This is a genomic window from Enterobacter sp. Li2LvB3, assembly GCF_056156645.1.
In genome coordinates, this window is the sequence record NZ_JBSICG010000015.1 from 1 (window position 1) to 24420 (window position 24420).

At 54.3% G+C, this 24420-nt stretch carries 29 protein-coding genes; 18 read left to right on the top strand and 11 right to left on the bottom strand.

Annotated elements, in window-relative coordinates:
* Positions 1-27 precede the first annotated feature (27 nt).
* From speA to ACS603_RS13565, 3 genes are all read right to left on the bottom strand, one after another.
* On the bottom strand, positions 28-2004 hold the full coding sequence (speA, locus tag ACS603_RS13555; RefSeq protein ID WP_182062363.1) for a biosynthetic arginine decarboxylase: 1977 nt from the start codon (positions 2002-2004) through the stop codon (positions 28-30).
* An 8-nt stretch (positions 2005-2012) separates the two neighbouring features.
* Positions 2013-2144 carry an acid stress response protein YqgB gene (gene yqgB / locus ACS603_RS13560; RefSeq protein ID WP_182062364.1) on the bottom strand — a complete coding sequence of 44 codons (132 nt, stop codon included), beginning with the start codon at positions 2142-2144 and terminating at the stop codon, positions 2013-2015.
* Between the two features lie 94 nt (positions 2145-2238).
* Complete coding sequence (locus ACS603_RS13565) at positions 2239-2382, bottom strand: hypothetical protein (protein ID WP_418250466.1); 144 nt, start codon at positions 2380-2382, stop codon at positions 2239-2241.
* Between the two features lie 425 nt (positions 2383-2807).
* Here ACS603_RS13565 and metK point away from each other — a divergent pair, with 425 nt between their 5' ends.
* The 8 genes from metK to ruvX all read left to right on the top strand — a co-directional run bounded on the left by metK (position 2808) and on the right by ruvX (position 9887).
* Entirely contained in the window at positions 2808-3962 is a 1155-nt protein-coding gene (metK, locus tag ACS603_RS13570; protein ID WP_182062365.1) for a methionine adenosyltransferase, read from the top strand.
* 367 nt (positions 3963-4329) lie between these two features.
* Entirely contained in the window at positions 4330-5727 is a 1398-nt protein-coding gene (gene galP, locus ACS603_RS13575; protein ID WP_182062366.1) for a galactose/proton symporter, read from the top strand.
* Between the two features lie 58 nt (positions 5728-5785).
* Complete coding sequence (locus ACS603_RS13580; RefSeq protein ID WP_182062367.1) at positions 5786-6283, top strand: SprT family zinc-dependent metalloprotease; 498 nt, start codon at positions 5786-5788, stop codon at positions 6281-6283.
* Between the two features lie 94 nt (positions 6284-6377).
* Positions 6378-7085: a deoxyribonuclease I gene (gene endA, locus ACS603_RS13585; RefSeq protein WP_474944418.1), complete on the top strand. Its 708-nt coding sequence runs from the start codon at positions 6378-6380 to the stop codon at positions 7083-7085.
* A 52-nt stretch (positions 7086-7137) separates the two neighbouring features.
* Positions 7138-7869 (top strand): 16S rRNA (uracil(1498)-N(3))-methyltransferase, encoded by a 732-nt coding sequence (gene rsmE / locus ACS603_RS13590; protein WP_474944419.1) that lies wholly within the window; start codon positions 7138-7140, stop codon positions 7867-7869.
* Positions 7870-7888: 19 nt separating this feature from the next.
* Positions 7889-8836, top strand: a complete 948-nt coding sequence (gene gshB, locus ACS603_RS13595) for a glutathione synthase (protein ID WP_182062370.1) — start codon at positions 7889-7891, stop codon at positions 8834-8836.
* Positions 8837-8910: 74 nt separating this feature from the next.
* On the top strand, positions 8911-9471 hold the full coding sequence (locus ACS603_RS13600; protein ID WP_182062371.1) for a YqgE/AlgH family protein: 561 nt from the start codon (positions 8911-8913) through the stop codon (positions 9469-9471).
* Positions 9471-9887, top strand: coding sequence for a Holliday junction resolvase RuvX (ruvX, locus tag ACS603_RS13605; RefSeq protein WP_014071696.1), 417 nt, complete (start codon positions 9471-9473; stop codon positions 9885-9887). Before ACS603_RS13600 ends, ruvX begins: the two co-directional genes overlap by 1 nt.
* On the opposite strand, the gene ACS603_RS13610 is transcribed toward ruvX, so the two are convergent.
* On the bottom strand, positions 9881-10603 hold the full coding sequence (locus ACS603_RS13610; RefSeq protein WP_182062372.1) for an IclR family transcriptional regulator: 723 nt from the start codon (positions 10601-10603) through the stop codon (positions 9881-9883). The two genes, ruvX and ACS603_RS13610, sit on opposite strands and share 7 nt — an antisense overlap.
* Before the next feature lie 60 nt (positions 10604-10663).
* The gene (locus tag ACS603_RS13615) at positions 10664-11671 is read right to left on the bottom strand and encodes a type IV pilus twitching motility protein PilT (protein ID WP_315686743.1); all 1008 of its coding nucleotides are present in this window, start codon (positions 11669-11671) and stop codon (positions 10664-10666) included.
* A 17-nt stretch (positions 11672-11688) separates the two neighbouring features.
* Between ACS603_RS13615 and ACS603_RS13620 the strand changes: the two genes are divergently transcribed.
* From ACS603_RS13620 to ACS603_RS13645, 6 genes are read left to right on the top strand one after another with little or no spacing between them, the layout of a single operon-like run.
* Positions 11689-12393: a YggS family pyridoxal phosphate-dependent enzyme gene (locus ACS603_RS13620; protein WP_182062374.1), complete on the top strand. Its 705-nt coding sequence runs from the start codon at positions 11689-11691 to the stop codon at positions 12391-12393.
* Positions 12394-12411: 18 nt separating this feature from the next.
* Positions 12412-12978: a YggT family protein gene (locus ACS603_RS13625; RefSeq protein WP_182062375.1), complete on the top strand. Its 567-nt coding sequence runs from the start codon at positions 12412-12414 to the stop codon at positions 12976-12978.
* Positions 12975-13271 carry a DUF167 family protein YggU gene (gene yggU, locus ACS603_RS13630; RefSeq protein WP_182062376.1) on the top strand — a complete coding sequence of 99 codons (297 nt, stop codon included), beginning with the start codon at positions 12975-12977 and terminating at the stop codon, positions 13269-13271. Before ACS603_RS13625 ends, yggU begins: the two co-directional genes overlap by 4 nt.
* A gap of 3 nt (positions 13272-13274) precedes the next feature.
* On the top strand, positions 13275-13868 hold the full coding sequence (locus ACS603_RS13635; RefSeq protein WP_182062377.1) for an XTP/dITP diphosphatase: 594 nt from the start codon (positions 13275-13277) through the stop codon (positions 13866-13868).
* A complete protein-coding gene (gene hemW / locus ACS603_RS13640) occupies positions 13861-15009 on the top strand; it encodes a radical SAM family heme chaperone HemW (protein ID WP_182062378.1) in 1149 nt (382 codons plus the stop codon). Before ACS603_RS13635 ends, hemW begins: the two co-directional genes overlap by 8 nt.
* Positions 15010-15065: 56 nt before the next feature.
* Positions 15066-15404 carry an endonuclease domain-containing protein gene (locus ACS603_RS13645; protein WP_182062379.1) on the top strand — a complete coding sequence of 113 codons (339 nt, stop codon included), beginning with the start codon at positions 15066-15068 and terminating at the stop codon, positions 15402-15404.
* 82 nt (positions 15405-15486) lie between these two features.
* Here the strand turns inward: ACS603_RS13645 and ACS603_RS13650 are convergent, their stop codons facing one another.
* From ACS603_RS13650 to trmB, 3 genes are read right to left on the bottom strand one after another with little or no spacing between them, the layout of a single operon-like run.
* Positions 15487-16206: a YggN family protein gene (locus ACS603_RS13650; protein ID WP_315686749.1), complete on the bottom strand. Its 720-nt coding sequence runs from the start codon at positions 16204-16206 to the stop codon at positions 15487-15489.
* A 53-nt stretch (positions 16207-16259) separates the two neighbouring features.
* On the bottom strand, positions 16260-16586 hold the full coding sequence (locus ACS603_RS13655) for a YggL family protein (protein WP_182062380.1): 327 nt from the start codon (positions 16584-16586) through the stop codon (positions 16260-16262).
* The gene (gene trmB, locus ACS603_RS13660) at positions 16586-17305 is read right to left on the bottom strand and encodes a tRNA (guanosine(46)-N7)-methyltransferase TrmB (protein ID WP_014071707.1); all 720 of its coding nucleotides are present in this window, start codon (positions 17303-17305) and stop codon (positions 16586-16588) included. The genes ACS603_RS13655 and trmB overlap by 1 nt, the downstream gene beginning before the upstream one ends.
* Before the next feature lie 144 nt (positions 17306-17449).
* Between trmB and mutY the strand changes: the two genes are divergently transcribed.
* The 4 genes from mutY (at position 17450) to ACS603_RS13680 (ending at position 21481) form a co-directional block, all read left to right on the top strand.
* A complete protein-coding gene (mutY, locus tag ACS603_RS13665) occupies positions 17450-18502 on the top strand; it encodes an A/G-specific adenine glycosylase (RefSeq protein WP_474944420.1) in 1053 nt (350 codons plus the stop codon).
* Positions 18503-18528: 26 nt separating this feature from the next.
* Positions 18529-18801, top strand: a complete 273-nt coding sequence (locus ACS603_RS13670) for an oxidative damage protection protein (protein WP_013098674.1) — start codon at positions 18529-18531, stop codon at positions 18799-18801.
* Positions 18802-18926: 125 nt separating this feature from the next.
* Entirely contained in the window at positions 18927-20003 is a 1077-nt protein-coding gene (gene mltC, locus ACS603_RS13675) for a membrane-bound lytic murein transglycosylase MltC (protein ID WP_182063463.1), read from the top strand.
* A 221-nt stretch (positions 20004-20224) separates the two neighbouring features.
* Complete coding sequence (locus tag ACS603_RS13680) at positions 20225-21481, top strand: nucleoside permease (RefSeq protein WP_182062384.1); 1257 nt, start codon at positions 20225-20227, stop codon at positions 21479-21481.
* A 90-nt stretch (positions 21482-21571) separates the two neighbouring features.
* Here the strand turns inward: ACS603_RS13680 and citG are convergent, their stop codons facing one another.
* The 3 genes from citG to citF are packed head-to-tail and all read right to left on the bottom strand — an operon-like array spanning position 21572 to position 24412.
* Positions 21572-22375, bottom strand: coding sequence for a triphosphoribosyl-dephospho-CoA synthase CitG (citG, locus tag ACS603_RS13685; protein WP_182062385.1), 804 nt, complete (start codon positions 22373-22375; stop codon positions 21572-21574).
* Positions 22353-22892 (bottom strand): citrate lyase holo-[acyl-carrier protein] synthase, encoded by a 540-nt coding sequence (gene citX / locus ACS603_RS13690; RefSeq protein WP_182062386.1) that lies wholly within the window; start codon positions 22890-22892, stop codon positions 22353-22355. Before citX ends, citG begins: the two co-directional genes overlap by 23 nt.
* Before the next feature lie 2 nt (positions 22893-22894).
* Positions 22895-24412: a citrate lyase subunit alpha gene (citF, locus tag ACS603_RS13695; protein ID WP_474944421.1), complete on the bottom strand. Its 1518-nt coding sequence runs from the start codon at positions 24410-24412 to the stop codon at positions 22895-22897.
* Positions 24413-24420 lie beyond the last annotated feature (8 nt).

The window sequence follows — 24420 nt, forward strand, 5'->3', positions numbered from 1 at the left end:
CTCCCCACAGGGGAGAGGGGGAAGGAATTACTCGTCTTCCAGGTAAGTGTACCCGTACAGACCCGCTTCAAACTCTTCCAGGAACTGCTGCTGCAAGGCATCGTCCAGACCGGTGTTTTTCACCTGATCGCGGAACTGGATAAGCAGTTTTTTCGGATCCAACTGAACGTATTCCAGCATGTCCGCCACGGTGTCACCCTCATCGGACAGCTCAACTTCCACGCTGCCGTCAGGGAAGACAAACACGTCCACCGCTTCGGTATCGCCGAACAGGTTGTGCATGTTACCGAGGATCTCCTGGTACGCCCCGACCATAAAGAAGCCCAGCATTGGTGGGTTCTCCGGGTCGTATTCCGGCATTGGCATCGTGGTCGCGATACCGTCACCATCCACATAGTGATCGATGGCACCGTCTGAGTCACAGGTGATATCCAGCAGCACCGCACGGCGTTCCGGGGCGTGGTTCAGCCCTTCCAGCGGCAGTACCGGGAACAGCTGATCAATACCCCATGCATCCGGCATCGACTGGAACAGCGAGAAGTTGACGTAAATCTTATCCGCCATACGTTCCTGCAACTCATCGATAATCGGACGGTGCGCGCGGTTGCTCGGGTCGAGCTGTTTCTGCACTTCATGGCACATGTTCAGATAGAGCTGCTCTGCCCACGCGCGCTCCTGCAAGCTAAAGGTGCCTGAAGAATAGCCGACGTGAATGTCGTGCAGATCCATCTGGCTGTCATGCAGCCATTCGCGCAGTGAACGGCGCGTGCCCGGCTCGTGCATCTCCTGCCAGGTTTCCCACATGCTTTGCAGGGAACGTGGGGCATCGTCTGCCGGAGGCGTCGCTTCGGTGATTTCGCTGCGTTCAACACCGATAATGTTGGACACCAGCACCGTATGGTGCGCGGTGACTGCACGGCCAGACTCGGTGATCACCGTTGGGTGCGGCAGGCCGTTCTCTTCACAGGCATCGCCAATCGCCCAGATGATGTTGTTAGCGTATTCGTTCAGACCGTAGTTTACGGAACAGTCAGACTGCGAACGCGTACCTTCATAGTCCACACCCAGGCCGCCGCCCACGTCGAAGCACTGAATATTCACGCCAAGCTTATGCAGCTCAACGTAAAAACGCGCCGACTCACGTACACCTGTTGCGATATCGCGAATGTTGGCCATCTGCGAACCGAGGTGGAAGTGCAGCAACTGAATGCTGTCCAGACGACCGCGCTCACGCAGGATCTCCACCAGTTGCAGCACCTGGTTTGCCGCCAGGCCGAATTTGGATTTTTCGCCACCGGAAGACTGCCATTTACCGGACCCCTGGGAGGCCAGACGTGCACGCACGCCAAGGCGTGGGATCACGTTCAGACGCTCGGCTTCTTCCAGCACGATAGCGATTTCGGACATCTTTTCGATAACCAGATAGACCTTGTGGCCCATCTTCTCGCCAATCAGCGCCAGACGAATGTATTCACGGTCTTTATAGCCATTACAGACGATCACTGAGCGGGTCATCCCCGCGTGCGCCAGTACAGCCATCAGCTCCGCTTTTGAACCGGCTTCCAGCCCCAGCGGTTCGCCAGAGTGGATCAAGGATTCAATGACGCGGCGATGCTGGTTCACCTTGATCGGGTAAACCAGGAAATAGTCGCCTTTGTAGCCGTAGGATTCACGCGCGCGCTTGAACGCGGCGTTAATAGAACGCAGACGATGTTGCAGGATCTGCGGGAAGCAGAACAGTGCAGGCAAACGCTGGCCCTGTGCTTCGCGGGCTTTGACCAGCTTGGCGAGATCCACGCGCGCTTCAGGGACGTCGGGATCCGGGCAAACGCTGATGTGGCCCAGTTCGTTGACATCGTAGTAGTTATTGCCCCACCAGGCAATATTGTAAGTGCGCAGCATCTTGCTGGCTTCCTCGGAGCTCATCGCAACCTCCTGCATAGAACGTAGTACACCCTGTTCGCCCGCTGACGAAGGCGAAAAAGAAGACATGTCGTCAGACATAGCGAACCTCAACTCTTTGTAATAAGTGTAAAACAGTTGACTACTATCGCAGCGTTATACGGCGATAACAACCCATAAACGGCTCCGTTTTCCAGCATAGTATGCTGAAATCCTGACCGTGCGACCGGTTTCTTATTCATATCATTGTAAAACACGTATCCGAACTCTGTATGACAAGGTTCGGCGAAACCACGAGAAAACTCTTGTATTAACAAGAGCGCCCTTGTTCAGTTTTCACAAAGCGTGACCGGCCCTGGAATCCTGAGAAGCGCCGAGATGGGTATAACATCGGCAGGTTTGCAGACTAGAAATGCGGGTTGCGGGAATCAAATGCGCGCCAGAACGGCTGCGCTGAATTAGCGGAAAACGATGGTTCATTATCTCGTATCACCTCCACGGCCGCTCCTGTTGAAACGGACCACAAGCCAAAGCTAAAAGTTCACTGCTTAACCCGGCTGGAAGTGGCGACACGATGAGTTCATCGAGCGCTTTTTTTGCATGAGCCGCGCGCCGCGTTTTATACCGAGAAGGTGGCTAAAAAGCAAAACAAAAATATGCGTGTTGCCATCGCCGTCAGGAAATATTTCCAGCTTCGATTTCAACGCAGTGAGAGCTTAGTCAAAAAAAACTGGAAATCGGGTGAAGAAGTGACCTAAAATAGACGTCCAGATGTTAATCCATCCATACTGATTAACACTCAGACTGCCAGTGTCAAAATCCTGCAGGCCTTGGTAGAATTATCTCCTTTGGCTATTCCACACAGCAGCTTGAGCTAACCAAATTCCTCTTAGGTGAAATAAAACATGGCAAAACACCTGTTTACGTCCGAGTCCGTATCAGAAGGACATCCTGATAAAATTGCTGACCAAATCTCCGATGCGGTGCTGGATGCGATCCTGGAGCAGGATCCTAAAGCGCGCGTAGCGTGTGAAACCTATGTCAAAACCGGCATGGTTCTGGTTGGCGGTGAGATCACCACCAGCGCATGGGTTGATATCGAAGAGATCACCCGTAACACGGTGCGTGAAATCGGTTATGTACATTCTGATATGGGCTTTGATGCCAATTCTTGTGCAGTACTGAGCGCAATCGGCAAACAGTCTCCGGACATCAACCAGGGTGTTGACCGTGCCGATCCGCTGGAACAGGGCGCGGGCGACCAGGGTCTGATGTTCGGTTATGCAACCAACGAAACTGACGTGCTGATGCCAGCACCTGTGACCTACGCACACCGTCTGGTGCAGCGTCAGGCTGAAGTGCGTAAAAACGGTACCCTGCCGTGGCTGCGCCCGGATGCGAAAAGCCAGGTAACCTTCCAGTATGACGACGGCAAAATCGTCGGTATCGATGCCGTAGTTCTGTCCACTCAGCACGCCGAAGATATTGATCAGAAATCTCTGCAAGAAGCAGTGATGGAAGAGATCATCAAGCCGGTACTGCCTTCCGAGTGGCTGAGCGCGTCGACCAAATTCTTCATCAACCCAACCGGACGATTTGTTATCGGTGGCCCAATGGGTGACTGCGGTCTGACCGGTCGTAAAATCATCGTTGATACCTACGGCGGCATGGCGCGTCACGGCGGCGGTGCATTCTCTGGTAAAGATCCGTCTAAAGTTGACCGTTCTGCTGCGTACGCTGCACGTTATGTTGCGAAAAACATCGTTGCTGCGGGCCTGGCTGACCGTTGTGAGATTCAGGTTTCCTACGCTATCGGCGTGGCTGAACCAACCTCCATCATGGTTGAAACCTTCGGTACTGAGAAAGTGCCTTCTGAACAGCTAACCCTGCTGGTGCGCGAGTTCTTCGACCTGCGTCCATACGGCCTGATTCAGATGCTGGATCTGCTGCACCCAATCTACAAAGAAACCGCTGCGTACGGTCACTTTGGTCGTGAACATTTCCCATGGGAAAAAACCGACAAAGCCGCTCAGCTGCGTGAAGCTGCCGGCCTGAAATAACCGACTGACCGTTGCTTTGAAAGGCCAGCCTCCGGGCTGGCCTTTTTACATTTTAAAGTCGGGTGGCTGCAGCAAAGCACATCATATGAAACCGCTTACACAACCCACGTATTGCTTTTCTTTCAGAATAATCTCTTTGCATGATCGCCTTTCTTCTGGCGTTACATTTCATTTCAGTTAAGTCTGAAATTCAAACAAACCCGATGCGTATCACTTAATTTATATCTCTATTTTCAATAAGTTAATGGAATTTACGATCACACATCAGTGTAACCGATTACACCAATGTGATTTGCATCACATATTTTTACCCCTTACTAACCTACCCTTTACATCGATAAAACTGATAACCCAACTGGAGGGCATAATGCCTGACAATAAAAAACAGGGGCGTACGTCCAACAAGGCGATGACTTTCTTCGTCTGCTTCCTCGCCGCCCTGGCAGGATTACTCTTTGGCCTGGATATCGGCGTGATTGCCGGTGCGCTACCCTTCATCACCGATGAGTTCCAGATAACCGCCCACACTCAGGAATGGGTAGTGAGCTCCATGATGTTCGGTGCAGCGGTGGGTGCAGTCGGCAGCGGCTGGCTCTCCTTCAAACTGGGCCGTAAAAAAAGCCTGATGATCGGCGCTATTCTGTTCGTAGCCGGTTCACTGTTCTCTGCGGCGGCACCAAACGTAGAAGTGCTGCTACTATCCCGTGTACTGCTCGGTCTGGCGGTTGGTGTGGCCTCTTATACCGCCCCGCTTTACCTGTCAGAAATCGCACCAGAGAAAATCCGTGGCAGCATGATTTCGATGTATCAGCTGATGATCACCATCGGTATTCTGGGAGCCTATCTTTCCGATACCGCGTTCAGCTACAGCGGCGCCTGGCGCTGGATGCTCGGCGTCATTATTATCCCTGCGATCCTGCTGCTGATTGGTGTGTTCTTCCTGCCGGACAGCCCGCGCTGGTTTGCCGCAAAACGCCGCTTCGTGGATGCTGAGCGCGTGTTATTGCGCCTGCGCGATACCAGCGCAGAAGCGAAAAAAGAGCTGGAAGAGATCCGCGAAAGCCTGAAGGTGAAACAGTCCGGCTGGGCACTGTTCAAAGAAAACAGCAACTTCCGCCGCGCCGTATTCCTGGGCGTACTCCTCCAGGTGATGCAGCAGTTCACCGGGATGAACGTCATCATGTACTACGCGCCAAAAATTTTTGAGCTGGCGGGTTACACCAATACCACCGAACAGATGTGGGGCACCGTGATCGTGGGCCTGACCAACGTGCTGGCCACCTTTATCGCCATTGGTCTGGTTGACCGTTGGGGACGCAAACCAACGTTGACGCTGGGCTTCCTGGTGATGGCGGTGGGGATGGGCGTCCTCGGTACCATGATGCATGTGGGCATTCACTCACCTTCTGCACAGTACTTTGCCGTGGCCATGCTGCTGATGTTCATTGTAGGTTTTGCGATGAGCGCCGGCCCGCTGATTTGGGTCCTGTGCTCTGAGATCCAGCCGCTGAAAGGGCGTGATTTTGGTATCACCTGCTCTACCGCAACCAACTGGATCGCCAACATGATTGTCGGCGCAACCTTCCTGACCATGCTTAATAGCCTGGGTAATGCCAACACCTTCTGGGTTTACTCTGCTCTGAACCTGTTCTTTATTGTGCTGACCGTGTGGCTGGTTCCAGAAACCAAACACGTGTCGCTGGAACATATTGAACGTAATCTGATGAAAGGCCGTCCTCTGCGCGAGATTGGCGCGCACGACTAACCTGCCTGCGGGAGGTGCCTCTTGCACCTCCCTTTCGCAAGCTCTATGCTCTGCCCCTATGAAAACGCCCCGTCTTCCCATCGCTATTCAGCAGGCCGTAATGCGCAGCCTGCGGGAAAAACTCGCCCAGGCAAACCAGAAGCTCGATCGCAATTACCCAGAACCTAAACTCGTCTATCAGCAGCGTGGAACCTCTGCCGGCACGGCCTGGCTGGAGTCGTACGAAATCCGTCTTAACCCGGTGCTGATGATGGAAAACCAGCAGGCGTTTATCGATGAAGTGGTTCCGCACGAGCTGGCCCATCTGCTGGTATGGAAACACTTTGGGCGCGTTGCGCCGCACGGTAAAGAGTGGAAATGGATGATGGAAGCGGTGCTTGGCATTCCGGCACGCAGAACTCATCAGTTCGAGCTGGAGTCGGTTCGCCGCAATACCTTCCCCTACCGCTGCCAGTGCCAGCAGCATCAACTGACCGTGCGCCGTCATAATCGTGTGGTACGCGGTGAAGCCACCTATCGCTGCGTCAAATGCGGCGAGCCGCTGGTTGCAGAATAATCAATTGAACAATCAGGAACTTTCCTGATCTGACTGATTGCATACAGGAACAACATTCGTTACGTTGCGGGCTCGTTTTGACACGGAGTTAACGATGTCCCGTAATATTTCTCTCGCGGTCGCTTTTCTGGCGACGGCATTCTCAGGCTATACGCTGGCCGACGGTATTAACAGTTTCTCTCAGGCTAAAAACGCAGGTGTAAAAGTTAACGCCGACGTTCCAGGTGATTTCTACTGTGGCTGTAAGATTAACTGGCAGGGCAAAAAAGGGATCGTTGATCTCGAATCCTGCGGCTATAAAGTGCGTAAAAATGAAAACCGCGCCAACCGAATCGAATGGGAACACGTTGTTCCGGCATGGCAGTTTGGCCACCAGCGCCAGTGCTGGCAGGACGGCGGGCGAAAAAACTGCGCCAAAGACCCGGTCTACCGCCAGATGGAAAGCGATATGCATAACCTGCAACCGGCGGTGGGCGAAGTGAACGGCGATCGCGGCAACTTTATGTACGGCCAGTGGAATGGCGGCGAAGGTCAGTACGGGCAGTGCGCCATGAAGGTAGATTTTAAAGAGAAAGTGGCTGAGCCGCCGGCTCGAGCGCGCGGCAGTATCGCCCGCACCTACTTCTATATGCGTGACCGTTACGACCTCACCCTCTCCCGCCAGCAGACACAGCTGTTTAATGCCTGGGATAAGCAATATCCGGTCACCGACTGGGAGTGCCAGCGCGACGAACGCATCGCCAAAGCGCAGGGGAATCATAACCCTTATGTCCAGCGAGCTTGCCAGGCGCAAAAGAGCTAACCTACACTAGCGGCAATTCGCTTACATTGCATGACACACGGAATTTCTGACTATGCGCATCCCTCGCATTTACCACCCTGAACTGATTACCGCAGGCCGCGAAATCGCCCTGTCCGACGAAGCCGCCAACCATGTTGGCCGCGTGCTGCGCATGGGCGCAGGCCAGGCTGTCCAGCTTTTCGACGGCTCAAATCAGGTTTTCGACGCTGAAATCACCCGTGCTGATAAGAAAAGCGTGTATGTAAATGTGCTGCGTGGCGAAGTGGATGACCGTGAATCGCCGCTGCATATTCATTTAGGCCAGGTGATGTCGCGCGGCGAAAAGATGGAATTCACCATCCAGAAATCGATCGAACTGGGTGTAAGCCTCATTACGCCACTTTTTTCTGAGCGCTGTGGCGTTAAACTGGATGCGGAACGTCTGAACAAAAAGATCCAGCAGTGGCAGAAAATCGCCATTGCTGCCTGTGAACAGAGTGGCCGCAACCGCATCCCGGAGATCCGCCCGGCGATGGATCTGGAAAACTGGTGTGCCGAACAGGACAGCGGGCTTAAGCTCAACCTCCACCCGCGCGCCAGCGCCAGTATTAATACGTTGCCGCTGCCCGTTGAACGTGTTCGCCTGTTGATTGGCCCGGAAGGCGGCCTGTCTGCTGACGAAATTGCTATGACGGCGCGTTACGAGTTTACTGATATTCTGTTGGGACCTCGCGTTCTGCGCACTGAGACAACGGCACTCACTGCCATTACCGCGCTGCAAGTGCGGTTTGGCGATCTGGGTTGAAGCATTATTGGAGAGGAACATGATCAAGCTCGGCATCGTGATGGATCCCATCGCAAACATTAACATCAAGAAAGATTCCAGCTTCGCTATGCTGCTGGAAGCGCAGCGTCGCGGCTATGAACTCCACTACATGGAGATGAACGATCTCTACCTGATCAACGGTGAAGCCCGCGCACGCACCCGTATTGTTAACGTCGAGCAGAACTACGATAAATGGTACGAATTCGGCACCGAGCAGGATATCCAGCTTGCCGATCTCGATGTGATCCTGATGCGTAAAGATCCGCCGTTCGACACCGAATTTATCTACTGCACCTATATCCTTGAGCGCGCAGAAGAAAAAGGCACGCTGATCGTGAATAAACCGCAGAGCCTGCGCGACTGTAACGAGAAGCTCTACACCGCCTGGTTCTCAGATCTGACGCCGGAAACGCTGGTAACCCGCAATAAAGCACAGCTGAAAGCCTTCTGGCAGAAGCACGGCGATATCATCATGAAACCGCTGGACGGTATGGGCGGCGCATCGATTTTCCGCGTGAAAGAGAGCGACCCGAACATTGGCGTGATTGCCGAAACGCTGACCGAACTGGGTACCCGTTACTGCATGGCGCAAAACTATCTGCCTGCCATCGTCGATGGCGACAAGCGCGTTCTGGTGGTGGATGGCGAACCGGTTCCTTACTGCCTGGCGCGTATCCCGCAGGGCGGCGAAACCCGTGGTAACCTGGCGGCAGGTGGCCGTGGCGAACCGCGTCCGTTGACCGAAAGCGACTGGGAAATTGCCCGCCGCGTTGGCCCAACGCTTAAAGCCAAAGGCCTGATCTTCGTTGGCCTGGATATCATCGGCGACCGCCTGACCGAAGTGAACGTCACCAGCCCAACCTGCATTCGTGAAATCGAGGCCGAATTCCCAATCTCGATCACCGGAATGCTGATGGACGCTATTGAAAAACGTTTACAGAAATAACCTGTGACAGCGCCTGAGTTTGTCCCCATACTGGGCGCTGTCGCTTTTTAAACCAGGAAACAGAACCTCTGACAATGAATTTACAGCATCACTTTCTTATTGCCATGCCTGCTCTCCAGGATCCCATTTTCCGCCGTTCCGTCGTTTATATCTGTGAATACAATGAAGACGGTGCGATGGGTATCATCATTAATAAGCCTCTGGAAAACCTGCAAATTGAAGGCATTCTGGAAAAGCTAAAAATCACCACTGAAGAACGTCTGCCTGAAATTCGTCTTGATAAACCGGTGATGTTAGGTGGGCCGCTTGCTGAAGATCGCGGTTTTATCCTGCATACGCCGCCGGGTTTCTCTTCCAGCATTCGTATCTCGGATAACACCGTGATCACGACTTCGCGCGACGTGCTTGAAACGCTGGGCACCGCCGAACAGCCTTCAGAAGTGCTGGTTGCGCTGGGCTATGCGTCCTGGGAAAAAGGCCAGCTTGAGCAGGAGATCCTGGATAACGCATGGCTGACTGCGCCTGCGGATCTGAACATCCTGTTTAAGACCCCTATTGCCGATCGCTGGCGCGATGCAGCTAAACTCATTGGCATTGATATTCTGACCATGCCGGGCGTAGCGGGGCACGCATAATGAGCGGGACGCTTTTAGCTTTTGATTTTGGCACCCGAAGTATTGGCGTTGCCGTCGGCCAGCGTATTACCGGCACGGCGCGCCCACTGACGGCGTTAAAAGCGAACGATGGCACGCCAGACTGGACGCTTATCGAACGCCTGCTAAAAGAGTGGCAACCGGATGACGTTATCGTTGGGCTACCGCTGAATATGGATGGCACCGAACAACCGCTCACCGCGCGTGCGCGTAAGTTCGCCAACAAAATCCATGGCCGCTTTGGTGTCTCAGTGAAGCTGCACGACGAGCGCCTTAGCACTGTCGAAGCCCGTGCTGGCCTGTTCGAGCATGGCGGTTTCAGGGCGCTCAACAAGGGTAGCGTGGACTCTGCTTCTGCTGTGGTGATCCTCGAAAGCTATTTCGAGCAGGGTTACTGAGCCTCTTCTGAATTGCCCGTAAAATCGGGCATTTCCAGCAGTTTAGCGTTGAGTTCCTGTAGCGCCTGAAGGCGCGCTTCCACCACATCATTCCCGACATTCCACATTCCGGCAAATGCCAGCGCAGCATGATGAACACCAACCGGAATAGCCATCGATACTTCCCCATCATCGTGATGCCAGATAACGTGTCCGGTTTTACGCTGCAGCTCAACGTGGGGCGCCAGGTTGCGCCACTGCTCGTCGGTGAAGCGTAATTTCAGCTGTTCGTCGCTCTCTTCTGCCAGTAATGCCATGCCAATGACGGACTGCCAGGCCGGGAGCATCCGATAACCGGCCAGCGCCTGTGTCGTTTGGCTGCCTGGCACCGAGTGCCAGATGTAGATAATCTGATCCTCCCACAGCACCCCGAGCGCGACGACAATATCGCGCGGAGCGTAACGCTCCAGTATTGGCAACGCGCGGGAAAAAAGCGCTGAACCACGAATGGACTGCGCCGCAAGGGCATGGATACCTGGCCCCGGCAGATAGCGGCGGTGTTCGTCCTGCATCGTCAGGCCAATCGAGGCCATTGTCATCAGCAGGCGGTTAGCGCGAGTGGTGTTAATTCCCATCAGACGCGCCAGCTCGCGACACCCAATCGCACGATCGCTGGACACCAGGTATTGCAGACAGCGTATACCGTCAATCAGGCTTTGATTTGGTTGTGATGACATGGTTTCGTTTGCTCAAAAGATAGAGACTCGATTCTACCGCTCGCACGCAAGGATACAAGGTCAACCCGGCGCAACCGCCGACCTTTCGTGAAGCCGCCCTTGCGCTCTGCGTTCGGCAAAGCTTTGGTCAAAATTCTGCATCCCCGCCTGTTGCCCGGTCTGGATAATACCAGGCAATTGCCAGGTTTTGCCCTCACGGATAAGGTTTGCCGACGCTGAAGTATTCACCAGCAGTTCGTACAGTGCCACGCGCCCTCCCTGAACATCCCGAAAGAGCTTTTGCGCCAGTACCGCGCGAAGACTACCCGCCAGTTGATTGCGCACCGGATCTTTTTCCTGTGCCGGAAAGGTATCGACCAGGCGCTCTATTGCCTGCGCAGCACCACGCGTATGCAGTGTTGCCAGCACCAGATGGCCGGTTTCCGCTGCCGTAAGGGCCAGCCTGATCGTTTCGCTGTCGCGAAGCTCCCCCAACAAAATCACATCAGGATCTTCACGTAATGCGGCGCGAAGCGCCTCTGCAAATGAAGGACAGTGTTGGCCTATTTCCCGTTGATGGATAAGACAGCGATCGCTTTGATAAATAAACTCAACCGGGTCTTCCAGCGTCAGAATGTGTTTATCGCAGTGGCGATTAAGATGATCCACCATTGCCGCAAGCGTGGTGGATTTGCCACTTCCGGTTGCCCCTGTCACCAGAATCAAACCACTGTCGTTGTCCAGCAGTACCGGGAGCACACGCGGCGCACCCAGCGCCGAAAGCTGTGGGCAGCTCGCCGGCAAGAGTCTGAGCGTGAGTGAGGCCCCGTTAATGTGGCGGAATGCACTGCCGCGTAAACGCTGCTGGCTGGTGAGCGTCACCGCAAAATCCACCTGCCCATTTGCCCACCAGGTTCCCTGCTGTTCGTCGTTAAGCCACGTTTTTAATAGCTGCGTAATATCGGGCGGCGGGAATGGCGCAGGTTCAAGCGTACCTGCCCTGCGCCAGCGTGGCGGTGAATCACTACACAGGTGTAGATCCGACACATTATGCTTTACACTAAGGGCCACAATTTCTTCCATTACCACACGACTCTCCTCGGAAAATGAACGACATTGCGCATAACCTGGCACAGGTCCGGGACAAAATCTCAGCCGCAGCAACGCGTTGCGGCCGTGCTCCAGAAGAAGTTACGTTACTTGCAGTGAGCAAAACTAAGCCTGCGAGCGCCATCGCAGAAGCGATTGCCGCTGGCCATCGTGCGTTTGGTGAAAACTACGTGCAGGAGGGCGTGGACAAAATTCGTTATTTCCAGGAACGGGGAAATAGCGACCTGCAATGGCACTTTATTGGCCCGTTGCAGTCGAACAAAAGCCGTCTGGTCGCAGAGCACTTTGACTGGTGTCATACCCTTGACCGTCTGCGTATTGCGACCCGTCTCAGCGAGCAACGTCCGGCCGGACTCGCACCACTTAACGTGCTGATTCAAATCAATATCAGTGACGAAAACAGCAAATCGGGCATCGCGCTAAACGAGCTGGATACGCTGGCGGCAGAGGTGGCCGCGCTTCCGGGGTTAACCCTGCGCGGATTGATGGCCATCCCGGCGCCTGAGTCAAGTTACGAAAGGCAGTTTGCCGTGGCACAGCAAATGGCTGTAGCATTTGAGGCGCTTAAAGCGCGCTACTCTACGGTCGACACGCTTTCTCTGGGCATGTCGGACGATATGGAAGCCGCAATTGCGGCAGGCAGCACTATGGTGCGCATTGGCACAGCTATTTTCGGTGCGCGCGATTACCCCCAAAAATAAGGAAACCTGAGGAACGCCATGAAGACGTTGACTTTCCTGCTCTCAACGGTGATTGAACTGTATACGATGGCGCTATTACTGCGCGTCTGGATGCAGTGGGCGCGTTGTGATTTTTACAATCCCTTCTCGCAGTTTGTTGTGAAAATCACGCAACCTGTGGTGGGGCCACTGCGCCGTGTGATCCCGGCCATGGGGCCAATTGACAGCGCCTCTTTACTGGTCGCTTTTGTACTCAGCGTCATTAAGGCCATCGTGCTGTTTATGGTGGTGACGTTCCAGCCAATTATCTGGATCGCCGCCGTTCTGATTCTGGTCAAAACCATCGGGTTGTTGATTTTCTGGGTGCTCTTGGTGATGGCAATCATGAGCTGGGTAAGCCAGGGCCGTAGTCCGGTGGAATATGCCCTGATTCAGCTTGCCGAGCCGCTGCTGCGCCCAATCCGCAGTCTGTTGCCTTCGATGGGCGGCATCGACTTTTCACCGATGATTCTGGTGTTGTTGTTGTACGTCATCAACATGGGCATCACCGAGCTGCTACAGGCTACGGGCAACATGCTGCTGCCGGGGCTGTGGATGGCGTTATGAGTGCAGTAAGCACCTGCGCCGATGGGCTGGTTTTACGGTTGTATATTCAACCTAAAGCCAGCCGCGATAGTATTGTTGGACTGCATGGCGACGAATTAAAAGTCGCCATCACCGCCCCACCCGTTGATGGCCAGGCGAATGCGCATCTGACCAAATATCTGGCTAAACAGTTTCGCGTCGCCAAAAGTCAGGTCATCATTGAAAAGGGTGAACTTGGGCGTCATAAACAGGTAAAAATCCTCGACCCGAAATCCATCCCGACGGAAGTCGCGGCTCTGAAAGAACAGGAATAAACGATGCAGAAAGTTGTTCTCGCTACCGGTAACGCCGGTAAGGTGCGCGAGCTGGCCTCGCTGTTGAATGATTTTGGTCTGGATGTCGTCGCACAGACTGAACTGGGCGTAGAGTCCGCCGAAGAGACGGGCCTGACGTTTATTGAAAACGCGATCCTGAAGGCGCGCCACGCGGCACAGGTTACTGGCCTGCCCGCGATTGCCGATGACTCTGGTCTGGCTGTTGATTATCTGGGTGGTGCGCCAGGCATCTATTCCGCGCGTTATTCAGGCGTTGATGCTACTGACCAGCAGAATCTGGAAAAACTGCTTGTTGCGCTGCAAGATGTTCCTGACGAAAAGCGTCAGGCGCAGTTCCACTGCGTGCTGGTCTATCTGCGTCATGCAGAAGACCCAACACCCGTTGTCTGCCACGGCAGTTGGCCGGGCGTGATTACCCGTGAAGCGGCAGGCAACGGCGGTTTTGGCTATGATCCGATTTTCTTTGTCCCGACTGAGGGCAAAACCGCTGCGGAACTGACCCGCGAAGAGAAAAGCGCGATTTCCCACCGTGGACGCGCACTGAAACTGTTACTGGAAGCATTACGTAATGGCTAATTTGCCACCTCTGAGTCTTTATATTCATATCCCGTGGTGCGTACAGAAATGCCCGTACTGCGATTTCAACTCGCACGCGCTGAAAGGCGAAGTGCCGCACGATGACTACGTTGCGCATCTGCTGGCTGACCTGGATGCCGATGTACCTTACGCACAGGGACGTGAAGTTAAGACCATTTTTATTGGTGGCGGTACGCCGAGCCTGCTGTCAGGCCCGGCAATGCAAACGCTGCTGGATGGCGTGAGAGCGCGCCTCAATCTGGCGGCGGATGCTGAAATTACGATGGAAGCCAACCCCGGAACCGTTGAAGCTGACCGTTTTATCGAGTATCAGCGCGCGGGGGTGAACCGTATTTCCATCGGCGTGCAGAGTTTTAGCGAGCCAAAATTAAAACGTCTGGGACGTATTCACGGCCCGGAAGAGGCAAAACGTGCGGCAAACCTGGCGACGGGTCTTGGCCTGCGCAGTTTTAACCTCGATTTGATGCACGGCCTGCCGGATCAGTCCCTGGAAGAGGCGCTGGACGACTTGCGCCAGGCAATTGCGCTGAACCCTCCGCATCTCTCCTGGTATCAGTTGACCATTGAACCGAACACGCTGTTTGGCTCCCGCCCACCGGTACTGCCGGATGATGACGCGCTGTGGGACATCTTTGAGCAGGGGCATCAGTTGCTGACCGCCGCAGGCTATCAGCAGTACGAAACCTCCGCGTATGCGAAGCCAGGCTACCAGTGTCAGCACAACCTGAACTACTGGCGCTTTGGTGATTATCTGGGTATTGGCTGCGGCGCACACGGTAAAGTGACCTTCCCGGACGGACGCATTCTGCGTACCGCCAAGACGCGTCATCCGCGCGGGTTTATGGAAGGGCGTTACCTGGAGCGCAGTCATGATGTTGAGGTTGCTGATAAACCGTTCGAGTTCTTTATGAACCGCTTCCGCCTGCTGGAAGCCGCCCCACGTGCGGAGTTTACGCTGTACACCGGCTTGCCGGAGTCGGTGATACGCCCACAGATTGACGAAGCGCTGGCGCAGAAGTATCTCACCGAGTGCGATGATTTCTGGCAGATTACCGAACACGGAAAACTGTTCTTAAATTCCCTTCTGGAGCTGTTCCTCGCCGAAGAATCTGAAAGCTGATTCAGGATTTTGCATCCCGTTCTGCCAGCTAAGAGAAAGGCTGGCAGAGTGTGGGGATGGACAAATCAAAACAACTCCGCAAACAAATGACGCCCGAAGAATTACGCCTCTGGTATTTGCTCAGAGGACGGCGATTCTTTGGGTATAAGTTTCGCCGCCAGATGCCGGTTGGTACGTATATCGTCGATTTTGCTTGTTTTAAGGCGAAACTGATCGTTGAGCTGGATGGAGGGCAACATCAGGATGAAGCGGCGTATGACTTACGAAGAACTGCGTTCTTAAACGCAAACGGCTGGGAAGTTTTGCGGTTCTGGAATAATGAATTTATGGTGAACGAAGAAGAAGTCTTGATGGTTATTTTGCAAAAATTGCAGAGCCTGATGCCCTCACCCTAACCCTCTCCCACAGGGAGAGGGAACGCTTACCCCCTCTCCCTGTGGGAGAGGGCCGGGGTGAGGGGCACAGCGCGCAGAAATCTTACTTCAGCGTCCCCACCAGCGCCTTACGGCTGTCTTCCAGCGATACCACGCGCTTACACACGTCTTTACCGAACTGCTGGAAATCATCTTCCTGATTCTTCCATTCGTTCTGAATCGAGGTCTGTAGGCCGCCCAGACTACCTAAAACGCCCTGCAATGGGTTTCCGCCGCCTTTTAGCACAGCTTTGGCACCCATTTCGTTGATGCTGTCCTGCAAGATACCGCCCATCGCCTGATTCACCAGTTGCTGCCCATCGGCACGGACCTGGTCAATCGCTTTATAGTGGAACGTCAGGCCATCGGTACGATGCTCAATAATGCGGTTCATCTGCTCTTTTAGCTGTTTGTCCAGCTTGGTCAGGCGAGTACGCATATTGCTGCTCTCACCCACCTCTTTGGTGATGATTTTATCCAGTGCGACACGGCTCTTTTCAACGCGTGTCAGCGCACCTTCATCAATCCACGGCAGTGCGGTACGCAATTCTGCCTGATAATCTTTTGCCTGCTCGCGCTGCGCGGCGCTCAGATTGTACTGTTTGCCGTTAAACGTTACGTTGCCATCCGGCGTAATCACCAGATTGCCGTTTTCGCCTTTAACCTGCACGGTTTGCGGGCTTAATACCACATCGTCGCGCGGCGTCACGCCACATTTATACTCCGCATGGGCGGTGAATCCGGTTGCCATTAATGCAACAGCCAGCAACGTTTTGCGCATCATAAAAACTCCCTCAGACAAAATGGGCCAGCTAATGCTGGCCCCTTGATGCTTACTTAGTCCCACCAAATATCGAAAAGTTCGCTGATACGCACGTCTTCAAATTTGCGGTCTTCAAGCCATTTACGTACTGCTGCCTGATGTTCTTCAGTGCATTTACCCACTTCTTGCAGGCAAATCAGGCCTTCCCATGACAGGTAACCACTGCCGTCAAACGCCAGCTTGTTGGGTTCAATCACGTCGCTAATGAAGGCATCAACGTCCTGATCAATTTGCTCTACGCTTGTACCTTCCGGGAAACGCCATGCGATAGAGAAACCCACTTCCTGGAATTCCTCGATGTGCATTTTTTTACGCAGACGACGGCTACGGTTCTTTGCCATTATTTTACCCTCTCGAACATTAAGTCCCATACACCGTGACCAAGACGATGGCCACGCTGTTCAAATTTCGTCACCGGACGTGAATCCGGGCGCGGTACATAGTCGTTGCTCTCAGACTGGTTTTTATACCCGTCCAGAGACGACATCACTTCCAGCATATGTTCCGCATAAGGTTCCCAGTCGGTCGCCATGTGGAAGACGCCGCCCAGTTTAAGTTTGCTTTTTACAAGCTCAGCAAACTGCGCCTGAACGATACGGCGTTTATTATGACGTGCTTTGTGCCACGGGTCAGGGAAAAAGAGCTGAACCATGTTCAAAGAATTGTCAGGAATCATTTTGTGCAGCACTTCTACCGCGTCGTGACACATCACGCGCAGGTTTTCTACGCCCTCTTCATGGGCGGTGGCCAGACATGCACCCACACCCGGCGAGTGAACTTCAATACCGAGGAAATTCTGCTCCGGGCGCGCTTTGGCCATGGTCACAAGCGACGTACCCATGCCAAAACCAATCTCAAGCGTAACCGGTGTTTCACGGCCAAACAGTTCGGCGAAATCAACAGGCTGTTCACTGAACTCAACGCCCATCACCGGCCAGTAGTTATCCAGCGCATGTTGCTGCCCTTTGGTCAGGCGGCCCTGACGGCGGACAAAGCTGCGAATACGGCGCAGTGGGCGGCCGTTTTCATCAAATTCCGGTGAAATGACGTCGTTTTTCATAAAAGAGTTGTCTGCTTGTGAGAATGTTCGTGAAACGGGCATTATCCAAAGTTAAGGCTTCTATGCAAGCATGGGAAAGATCCGGTTTACAGCAGATTGACGCTGTGCTGCAATCTGCGTCCCTGATTATGTGAATCGATAACCATGCAAGCCTCTCAATTTTCAGCCCAGGTGCTGGACTGGTACGACAAATACGGGCGTAAAACCCTGCCCTGGCAAATTGAAAAAACGCCTTACAAAGTATGGCTCTCCGAAGTGATGTTGCAACAAACGCAGGTCGCCACGGTTATTCCTTATTTTGAGCGTTTTATGGCACGCTTCCCTACGGTGACCGACCTGGCGAATGCCCCGCTGGACGAGGTACTGCACCTGTGGACGGGGCTTGGCTATTACGCCCGTGCGCGTAATCTGCACAAAGCAGCACAGCAGGTTGCCACTCGCCATCATGGCAAATTCCCTGAAACCTTTGAAGAGGTTGCTGATTTACCTGGCGTTGGGCGCTCAACCGCAGGCGCGATCCTCTCTTTGTCATTAGGTAAACATTTCCCAATCCTCGACGGCAACGTCAAACGCGTGCTCGCACGTTCTTACGCGGTGGGCGGCTGGCCTGGCAAGAAAGACGTTGAGAAACGTCTGTGGGAAATCAGTGAAGTGGTCACGCCCGCTAAAGGTGTGGAACGTTTTAATCAGGCGATGATGGATCTGGGTGCGATGGTATGTACCCGTTCCCGACCTAAGTGCGAACTCTGTCCGGTGAATAATATTTGCGTGGCCTATGCCAACAAAAGCTGGGCGCAGTACCCGGGCAAAAAACCGAAACAGACGCTTCCAGAGCGCACTGGCTACATGTTGCTGATGCAGCAGGGCGATGATGTATTTCTCGCCCAGCGCCCGCCAAGCGGCCTGTGGGGTGGTCTATACTGCTTCCCACAATTTGAAGATGAAGCATCGCTGCGGGAATGGCTTAAGCAGCGCGGGATTGCTGCCGATAACCTCATGCAACAGACCGCGTTTCGCCACACCTTCAGCCATTTCCATCTGGATATTGTGCCAATGTGGCTTCCCGTGTCCTCATTTGCCTCGTGCATGGATGAAGGTCCGGCTCTCTGGTATAACTTAGCGCAACCGCCATCAGTCGGGCTCGCGGCTCCCGTAGAGCGTCTGTTACAGCAATTACGTGCCGGTGCAATGGTTTAGCATCGGCTAGATAAAGAGGAATGAGTATGGCCAGAACCATTTTTTGCACTTTTTTACAGCGCGACGCTGAAGGACAAGACTTTCAGCTCTATCCAGGTGAATTAGGAAAGCGCATCTATAACGAAATCTCCAAAGAAGCCTGGGGACAGTGGCAGAAAAAGCAAACCATGCTGATTAACGAGAAAAAACTCAGCATGATGAACCCGGAACACCGCAAGCTGCTGGAACAAGAAATGGTGAACTTCCTGTTCGAAGGTAAAGACGTGCACATCGAAGGCTATACGCCACCGGAAAAATAATATTCTGCGGGCTGGTACCCGGCGGCGCTTCGCTTACCCGGGCCTACGGTTTCGTAGGCCGGGTAAGCGCAGCGCCAACCGGCGAAAGCAACGACTAAGCAAACACAACACGCACTCCCGGAATGATGAAAAAAATTTTAGCGCTAGCTCTTATTGCGCCGTTGCTTGTGTCTTGTTCGTCTAAAAAAGGCGATGATTACAACGAAGCCTGGGTAAAGGACACCAACGGTTTTGACATTTTGATGGGGCAATTTGCCCATAACATCGAAAACATTTGGGGATTTAACGAAGTTCTTATCGCTGGCCCTAAGGACTACGTTAAGTACACCGACGCTTATCAGACCCGTAGCCACATCAATTTTGATGACGGTACGATCACGGTCGAGACTATCGCAGGCACCGAACCTGCCGCGCACCTGCGCCAGGCCATCATCAAAACTCTGCTGATGGGCGACGATCCGGGCTCTATTGACCTCTACTCCGATGCTGACGACATTACTATCTCCAAAGAACCGTTCCTGTACGGTCAGGTTGTCGATCAGACCGGTCAGGCGATTCGCTGGGAAGGCCGCGCCACGAAATTCGCCGACTACCTGTTGCAAACGCGTCTGAAGAGCCGGACTAACGGGCTGCGTATTATTTACAGCGTGACCATCAATCTGGTGCCAAACCACCTTGATAAACGTGCACATAAATACGTGGGCATGGTGCGTCAGGCGTCGCGGAAATACGGTGTGGATGAGTCATTGATTCTCGCGATTATGCAGACCGAGTCTTCCTTTAACCCTTACGCCGTAAGCCGTTCTGATGCGTTGGGCCTGATGCAGGTTGTCCAGCACAGCGCCGGGAAAGACGTTTTCCGCTCGCAGGGGAAATCGGGGACGCCAAGTCGTAACTACCTGTTCGATCCGCAAAGCAACATTGATACCGGCACGGCTTATCTGGCGATGCTGAGCAATGTCTATCTTGGCGGAATTGATAACCCAACCTCACGTCGCTATGCGGTCATCACCGCGTATAACGGAGGTGCAGGCAGCGTACTGCGGGTCTTCTCAAATGACAAAGTGCAGGCCGCGAACATCATCAACAGCATGGCGCCGGGAGATGTCTATTCGACGCTGACCTCCCGCCACCCGTCTGCGGAATCCCGTCGTTATCTGTATAAGGTCAATACGGCGCAGAAGAACTACCGTCGCCGTTAGTCCCCTCACCCTGCCCTCTCCCCAAAGGGGAGAGGGTAAAAAGATCCAACCCATACGAAAATGTTATTTGCATCACAATCCAAACTGCAAATTAATGTGGATTGCATTTTTTTGCGGGAGGTAACAAAACAAATTGTTGCCTGCTGATAGAATTGCATCAAATACCAACCCTGAATGTTTCTATAACAACATATCTCCCGCTCACTTGTGAGGAAAGTAACATGAACCTTAAGCTGCAGCTTAAAATCTTGTCGTTTCTGCAGTTCTGCCTGTGGGGTAGCTGGCTGACTACACTCGGCTCCTATATGTTTGTGACGCTCAAGTTCGATGGTGCGTCTATCGGTGCCGTATACAGCTCGCTCGGTATTGCGGCTGTCTTCATGCCAACGCTGCTGGGTATCGTGGCGGATAAATGGTTAAGCGCAAAATGGTTATACATGCTGTGTCATCTGGTGGGTGCGGGGACGCTGTTTATGGCAGCCGAAGTCACCACGCCTGGCGCGATGTTCATGATTATCCTGCTTAACTCGCTGGCCTATATGCCAACGCTTGGCCTTATCAACACCATCTCCTACTACCGCCTGAAATCAAACGGTATGGATATTGTGACTGACTTCCCGCCAATCCGTATCTGGGGCACTATCGGCTTTATCATGGCGATGTGGGGCGTGAGCTTCGCGGGCTTCGAACTGAGCCATATGCAGCTCTATATCGGTGCTGCGCTGTCTGTTGTGCTGGCGATCTTCACCCTGACGCTGCCGCACATTCCGGTATCTAACCAGCAGAAAAACCAGAGCTGGAGCACCATGCTGGGCCTGGATGCATTTGCGCTGTTCAAAAACAAACGCATGGCGATTTTCTTTATCTTCTCCATGCTGCTGGGTGCGGAACTGCAAATCACCAACATGTTCGGCAACACCTTCCTGCACAGCTTCGATAACAACCCGCTGTTCTCCGGTAGCTTTATCGTTGAACACGCGTCCGTCATGATGTCTATCTCTCAGATCTCTGAGACGCTGTTCATCCTGACCATCCCGTTCTTCCTGAGCCGCTACGGCATCAAGAACGTGATGCTTATCAGTATCGCTGCCTGGATGTTGCGCTTCGGCCTGTTCGCTTACGGCGACCCAAGCCCGTTCGGCACCGTGCTGCTGGTTCTGTCGATGATTGTTTACGGCTGCGCCTTCGACTTCTTCAACATTTCGGGTTCCGTATTTGTGGAAAAAGAAGTGAAGCCTGAAATCCGCGCCAGTGCTCAGGGTATGTTCCTGATGATGACCAACGGCTTCGGCTGTATTCTGGGCGGTGTGGTGAGCGGTAAAGTGGTTGAGATGTACACCACCAACGGCATCACTAACTGGCAGCCAGTGTGGCTCATCTTCGCCGCGTACTCGCTGGTACTGTTCTTCGCGTTTATCGCGCTGTTCAAGTACAAACACGTTCGCGTTCCGAACGGTGCGCAGCCAATCGCGCATTGATCTTTGGTGTGTTGTGCCCGGTGGCGGCTACGCCTTACCGGGCCTACAAAAGCACAGAAAGATGGCCGGGTAAGCGTTAGCGCCACCCGGCTATTTTATTTCAGAAAGCACCCATCCCACCGACAGCAAATCCGCACTGCCTCCCGGGCTCAGGTTCCGTTCAATCAATGCGTTATCCATCTTAAGCAGCGCATCATGATCCCAGCCATTCGCCAGCAGTTCACGCGCATAGCCCTGCACGTAGCGCAGCCCATCGATACCGCCGCGCGACACCAGGTTACTGTCCTGATTAACCGCCATCAGGCATAACAGTAATTCATGAAGCGAACGCCCGCTCCACTTCGCCAGCGCGTTGCGTACCGTCGAAAAACCGCTTTCCGCCTCACCGCGTGCGCCGGTTAGACCATACTGCTGAAACTGCCGCTCGCCCGCCGTTGCCTGCCCGCTGCGCCCTGCCAGCTCACGCGTCACCAGCCCACGGCAGATGTTACTCACCTCACAGCACAGGCTCTCTGCGCTCACTTTTTGCACCCTCCCGGAGGCAAAACAGAGCAAGCCGAGGGCAAAAATCCCACCTTTGTGAGTGTTCACTCCGTCCGTTGCCATATACATAGCCTGTTCACAGGCTATGCCCATCGGGCGGATAAGGCGCAACTGTTCTGTCACAGGCTTATCTGCATGGGCATCGCCCAGCGCGGCAAAGCGCGTAAACCACGGCGAAATTGCCGCAATGCTGCGGGCAAACAGGGCATGGTCCATATCGCGGTGGGAACCATTATTAAGCTTATCCACTAGACCCGGTTTTGGCGTCAGCTCCAGCTCCTGCCAGAGCGCCTCTTCCGCAAGCCCGGGCACATCCCACTGGCGCGGTTTAGTCGCGAGCAAACCAGTCATCAATCATCTTCTCCACGCGAGCCGTCACCTGTTCAACAGGATGATTTCGCGAACGGGAACAGGCGTGGGCGGGTTCGTCACAAATCAGGCAACGACGCAGATTCGCGCCTAATGATACCCGGCCAACATGGCCGTTATGGGGGCAAATCACATCCAGATCCCAGAGCCTGCCGAGTGGATGCGTCTGTTCCAGCTCTGCGCAGTGGGCTTTCATTTCCGCCGCCTGATGGGCCACGCACCATAGCGCCTCTGGCCCTGTCGGCAGCCATAAAACCTGGCGGTCAAGCACCTGCCAACGGTTCTCCCACAGCAGCTGATCGCACATCTGTAGTGCCACACCCATCGTATTGCGATAACGCAGGCTGTCTTTGATTTCACCCGGCGTGACCAGGGTGAGAGAAATCACCGGTTGTTGATAGTGCGCAAGCCAGTCAGCCTGGCGTGCTGCGCGGCGCTCTTTCGCCGCCAGCAACGCTTCCAGGCTGACACCCGCCTGCACGGGTGTCGCTGTCGTCATGATTACTCCTTCACCTGTCTTACGGTGTCGATCACACTGCCGTCGCGGTAGCGGATCACGCCCACAATTTTATCGGTAAATTCAATCGCTTTTGGCACGCCCGTTAGCGAGATAGCCCGCTCGTATAACGTATCGATATCGACGATTTTCAGCCCGGCCTCAAGCAGACGATCGCGGATCTCCGGGCGCGCCGGGTTGACCGCAATGCCGTGGTCAGTGACTAACACATCGATGCTCTCTCCCGGCGTCAGACGAGTGGTAACACGCTTCACCACCGTCGGAATACGGCTACGCAACAGCGGCGCTACCACAATCGTCAGGTTCGCTGCCGCGGCAACATCGCAGTGCCCGCCAGATGCCCCGCGCATTACCCCGTCGGAGCCGGTGATCACGTTAACGTTAAAATCGACGTCAATTTCCAGGGCGCTAAGGATAACGACGTCGAGCTGGTCGCAACATGCGGCTTTGCTGCCCGGGTTGGCGTAGACGTTGGTGGAGATCTCCACGTGATTCGGGTTGCGCGCCAGCGATGCCGCCGCCTGCCCGTCAAAGCACTGGGTATCAAGCAGCTTTTCAATCAGCCCTTTTTCGTGCAGATCAACCAGGCTGCCGGTTATGCCGCCGAGCGCAAAGCGTGCTTTCACCCCGCTGCGCTCCATCTTTTCTTCCATAAAGCGCGTGCACGCGGTGGCTGCCGCGCCAGAGCCGGTCTGCATGGAGAAGCCCGGTTTGAAATAGCCGGAGTGTTCAATCACATCTGCCGCGTAGCGGGCAATCATCAACTCGCGCGGGTTGCTGGTTACACGCGCGGCACCAACGCTGATTTTGGCCGGATCACCCACACTCTCGACCTGCACGATGTAGTCCACCTGATCCTGCACCAGGCTGGCGGGCATATTAGGGAATGGCACCAGCTCTTCGGTCAGCAGCACCACCTTGCGGGCAAAGTGGGCGTCTACCATGGCATATCCCAGCGAGCCGCAGCTCGATTTCCCGTGCGTGCCGTTGGCGTTACCAAATTCATCGCTGCACGGCGCGCCGAGGAACGCAACGTCGATATTCAGCTCCCCGTCCTGCAATAATTTGACGCGCCCGCCGTGGGAGTGGATCTGCACCGGCTCATCCATCAGCCCGTGAGAGATGGCATCTGCCAGCTTGCCGCGCATCCCGGAGGTGTAAATACGGCTGATCACGCCGCTTTGGATATGTTCAATCAGCGCATCGTTGCAGGTCATCAGCGAGCTGGAGGCCAGGGTCAGGTTTTTGAAGCCCATCTTCGCCAGCAGCGCCACCACGGAGTTGATTACCCGGTCGCCTTCACGAAACGCATGGTGAAACGAAATGGTCATGCCGTCCTGCAGGCCGCTGCGTAACACCGCCTCTTCAACAGATGCGCACAGCTTACGATTATGCTTCTCTTCCGGGCTGTTCAGCCACGGCGTCGCGCTGTGGGCCGTATCGAAAGGTGTTAACGCCCGCAGATGGGGAAAATTCACATGGAGAAGTTCTGTCTGATTCATTTTGAAAT

Coding starts and splice junctions, on each gene's coding strand:
- speA (WP_182062363.1), bottom strand. CDS start 2,004: ATGTCTGACGACATGTCTTCTTTTTCGCCTTCGTCAGCGGGCGAACAG.
- yqgB (WP_182062364.1), bottom strand. CDS start 2,144: ATGAATAAGAAACCGGTCGCACGGTCAGGATTTCAGCATACTATGCTG.
- ACS603_RS13565 (WP_418250466.1), bottom strand. CDS start 2,382: ATGAACCATCGTTTTCCGCTAATTCAGCGCAGCCGTTCTGGCGCGCAT.
- metK (WP_182062365.1), top strand. CDS start 2,808: ATGGCAAAACACCTGTTTACGTCCGAGTCCGTATCAGAAGGACATCCT.
- galP (WP_182062366.1), top strand. CDS start 4,330: ATGCCTGACAATAAAAAACAGGGGCGTACGTCCAACAAGGCGATGACT.
- ACS603_RS13580 (WP_182062367.1), top strand. CDS start 5,786: ATGAAAACGCCCCGTCTTCCCATCGCTATTCAGCAGGCCGTAATGCGC.
- endA (WP_474944418.1), top strand. CDS start 6,378: ATGTCCCGTAATATTTCTCTCGCGGTCGCTTTTCTGGCGACGGCATTC.
- rsmE (WP_474944419.1), top strand. CDS start 7,138: ATGCGCATCCCTCGCATTTACCACCCTGAACTGATTACCGCAGGCCGC.
- gshB (WP_182062370.1), top strand. CDS start 7,889: ATGATCAAGCTCGGCATCGTGATGGATCCCATCGCAAACATTAACATC.
- ACS603_RS13600 (WP_182062371.1), top strand. CDS start 8,911: ATGAATTTACAGCATCACTTTCTTATTGCCATGCCTGCTCTCCAGGAT.
- ruvX (WP_014071696.1), top strand. CDS start 9,471: ATGAGCGGGACGCTTTTAGCTTTTGATTTTGGCACCCGAAGTATTGGC.
- ACS603_RS13610 (WP_182062372.1), bottom strand. CDS start 10,603: ATGTCATCACAACCAAATCAAAGCCTGATTGACGGTATACGCTGTCTG.
- ACS603_RS13620 (WP_182062374.1), top strand. CDS start 11,689: ATGAACGACATTGCGCATAACCTGGCACAGGTCCGGGACAAAATCTCA.
- ACS603_RS13625 (WP_182062375.1), top strand. CDS start 12,412: ATGAAGACGTTGACTTTCCTGCTCTCAACGGTGATTGAACTGTATACG.
- yggU (WP_182062376.1), top strand. CDS start 12,975: ATGAGTGCAGTAAGCACCTGCGCCGATGGGCTGGTTTTACGGTTGTAT.
- ACS603_RS13635 (WP_182062377.1), top strand. CDS start 13,275: ATGCAGAAAGTTGTTCTCGCTACCGGTAACGCCGGTAAGGTGCGCGAG.
- hemW (WP_182062378.1), top strand. CDS start 13,861: ATGGCTAATTTGCCACCTCTGAGTCTTTATATTCATATCCCGTGGTGC.
- ACS603_RS13645 (WP_182062379.1), top strand. CDS start 15,066: ATGGACAAATCAAAACAACTCCGCAAACAAATGACGCCCGAAGAATTA.
- ACS603_RS13650 (WP_315686749.1), bottom strand. CDS start 16,206: ATGATGCGCAAAACGTTGCTGGCTGTTGCATTAATGGCAACCGGATTC.
- ACS603_RS13655 (WP_182062380.1), bottom strand. CDS start 16,586: ATGGCAAAGAACCGTAGCCGTCGTCTGCGTAAAAAAATGCACATCGAG.
- trmB (WP_014071707.1), bottom strand. CDS start 17,305: ATGAAAAACGACGTCATTTCACCGGAATTTGATGAAAACGGCCGCCCA.
- mutY (WP_474944420.1), top strand. CDS start 17,450: ATGCAAGCCTCTCAATTTTCAGCCCAGGTGCTGGACTGGTACGACAAA.
- ACS603_RS13670 (WP_013098674.1), top strand. CDS start 18,529: ATGGCCAGAACCATTTTTTGCACTTTTTTACAGCGCGACGCTGAAGGA.
- mltC (WP_182063463.1), top strand. CDS start 18,927: ATGAAAAAAATTTTAGCGCTAGCTCTTATTGCGCCGTTGCTTGTGTCT.
- ACS603_RS13680 (WP_182062384.1), top strand. CDS start 20,225: ATGAACCTTAAGCTGCAGCTTAAAATCTTGTCGTTTCTGCAGTTCTGC.
- citG (WP_182062385.1), bottom strand. CDS start 22,375: ATGACTGGTTTGCTCGCGACTAAACCGCGCCAGTGGGATGTGCCCGGG.
- citX (WP_182062386.1), bottom strand. CDS start 22,892: ATGACGACAGCGACACCCGTGCAGGCGGGTGTCAGCCTGGAAGCGTTG.
- citF (WP_474944421.1), bottom strand. CDS start 24,412: ATGAATCAGACAGAACTTCTCCATGTGAATTTTCCCCATCTGCGGGCG.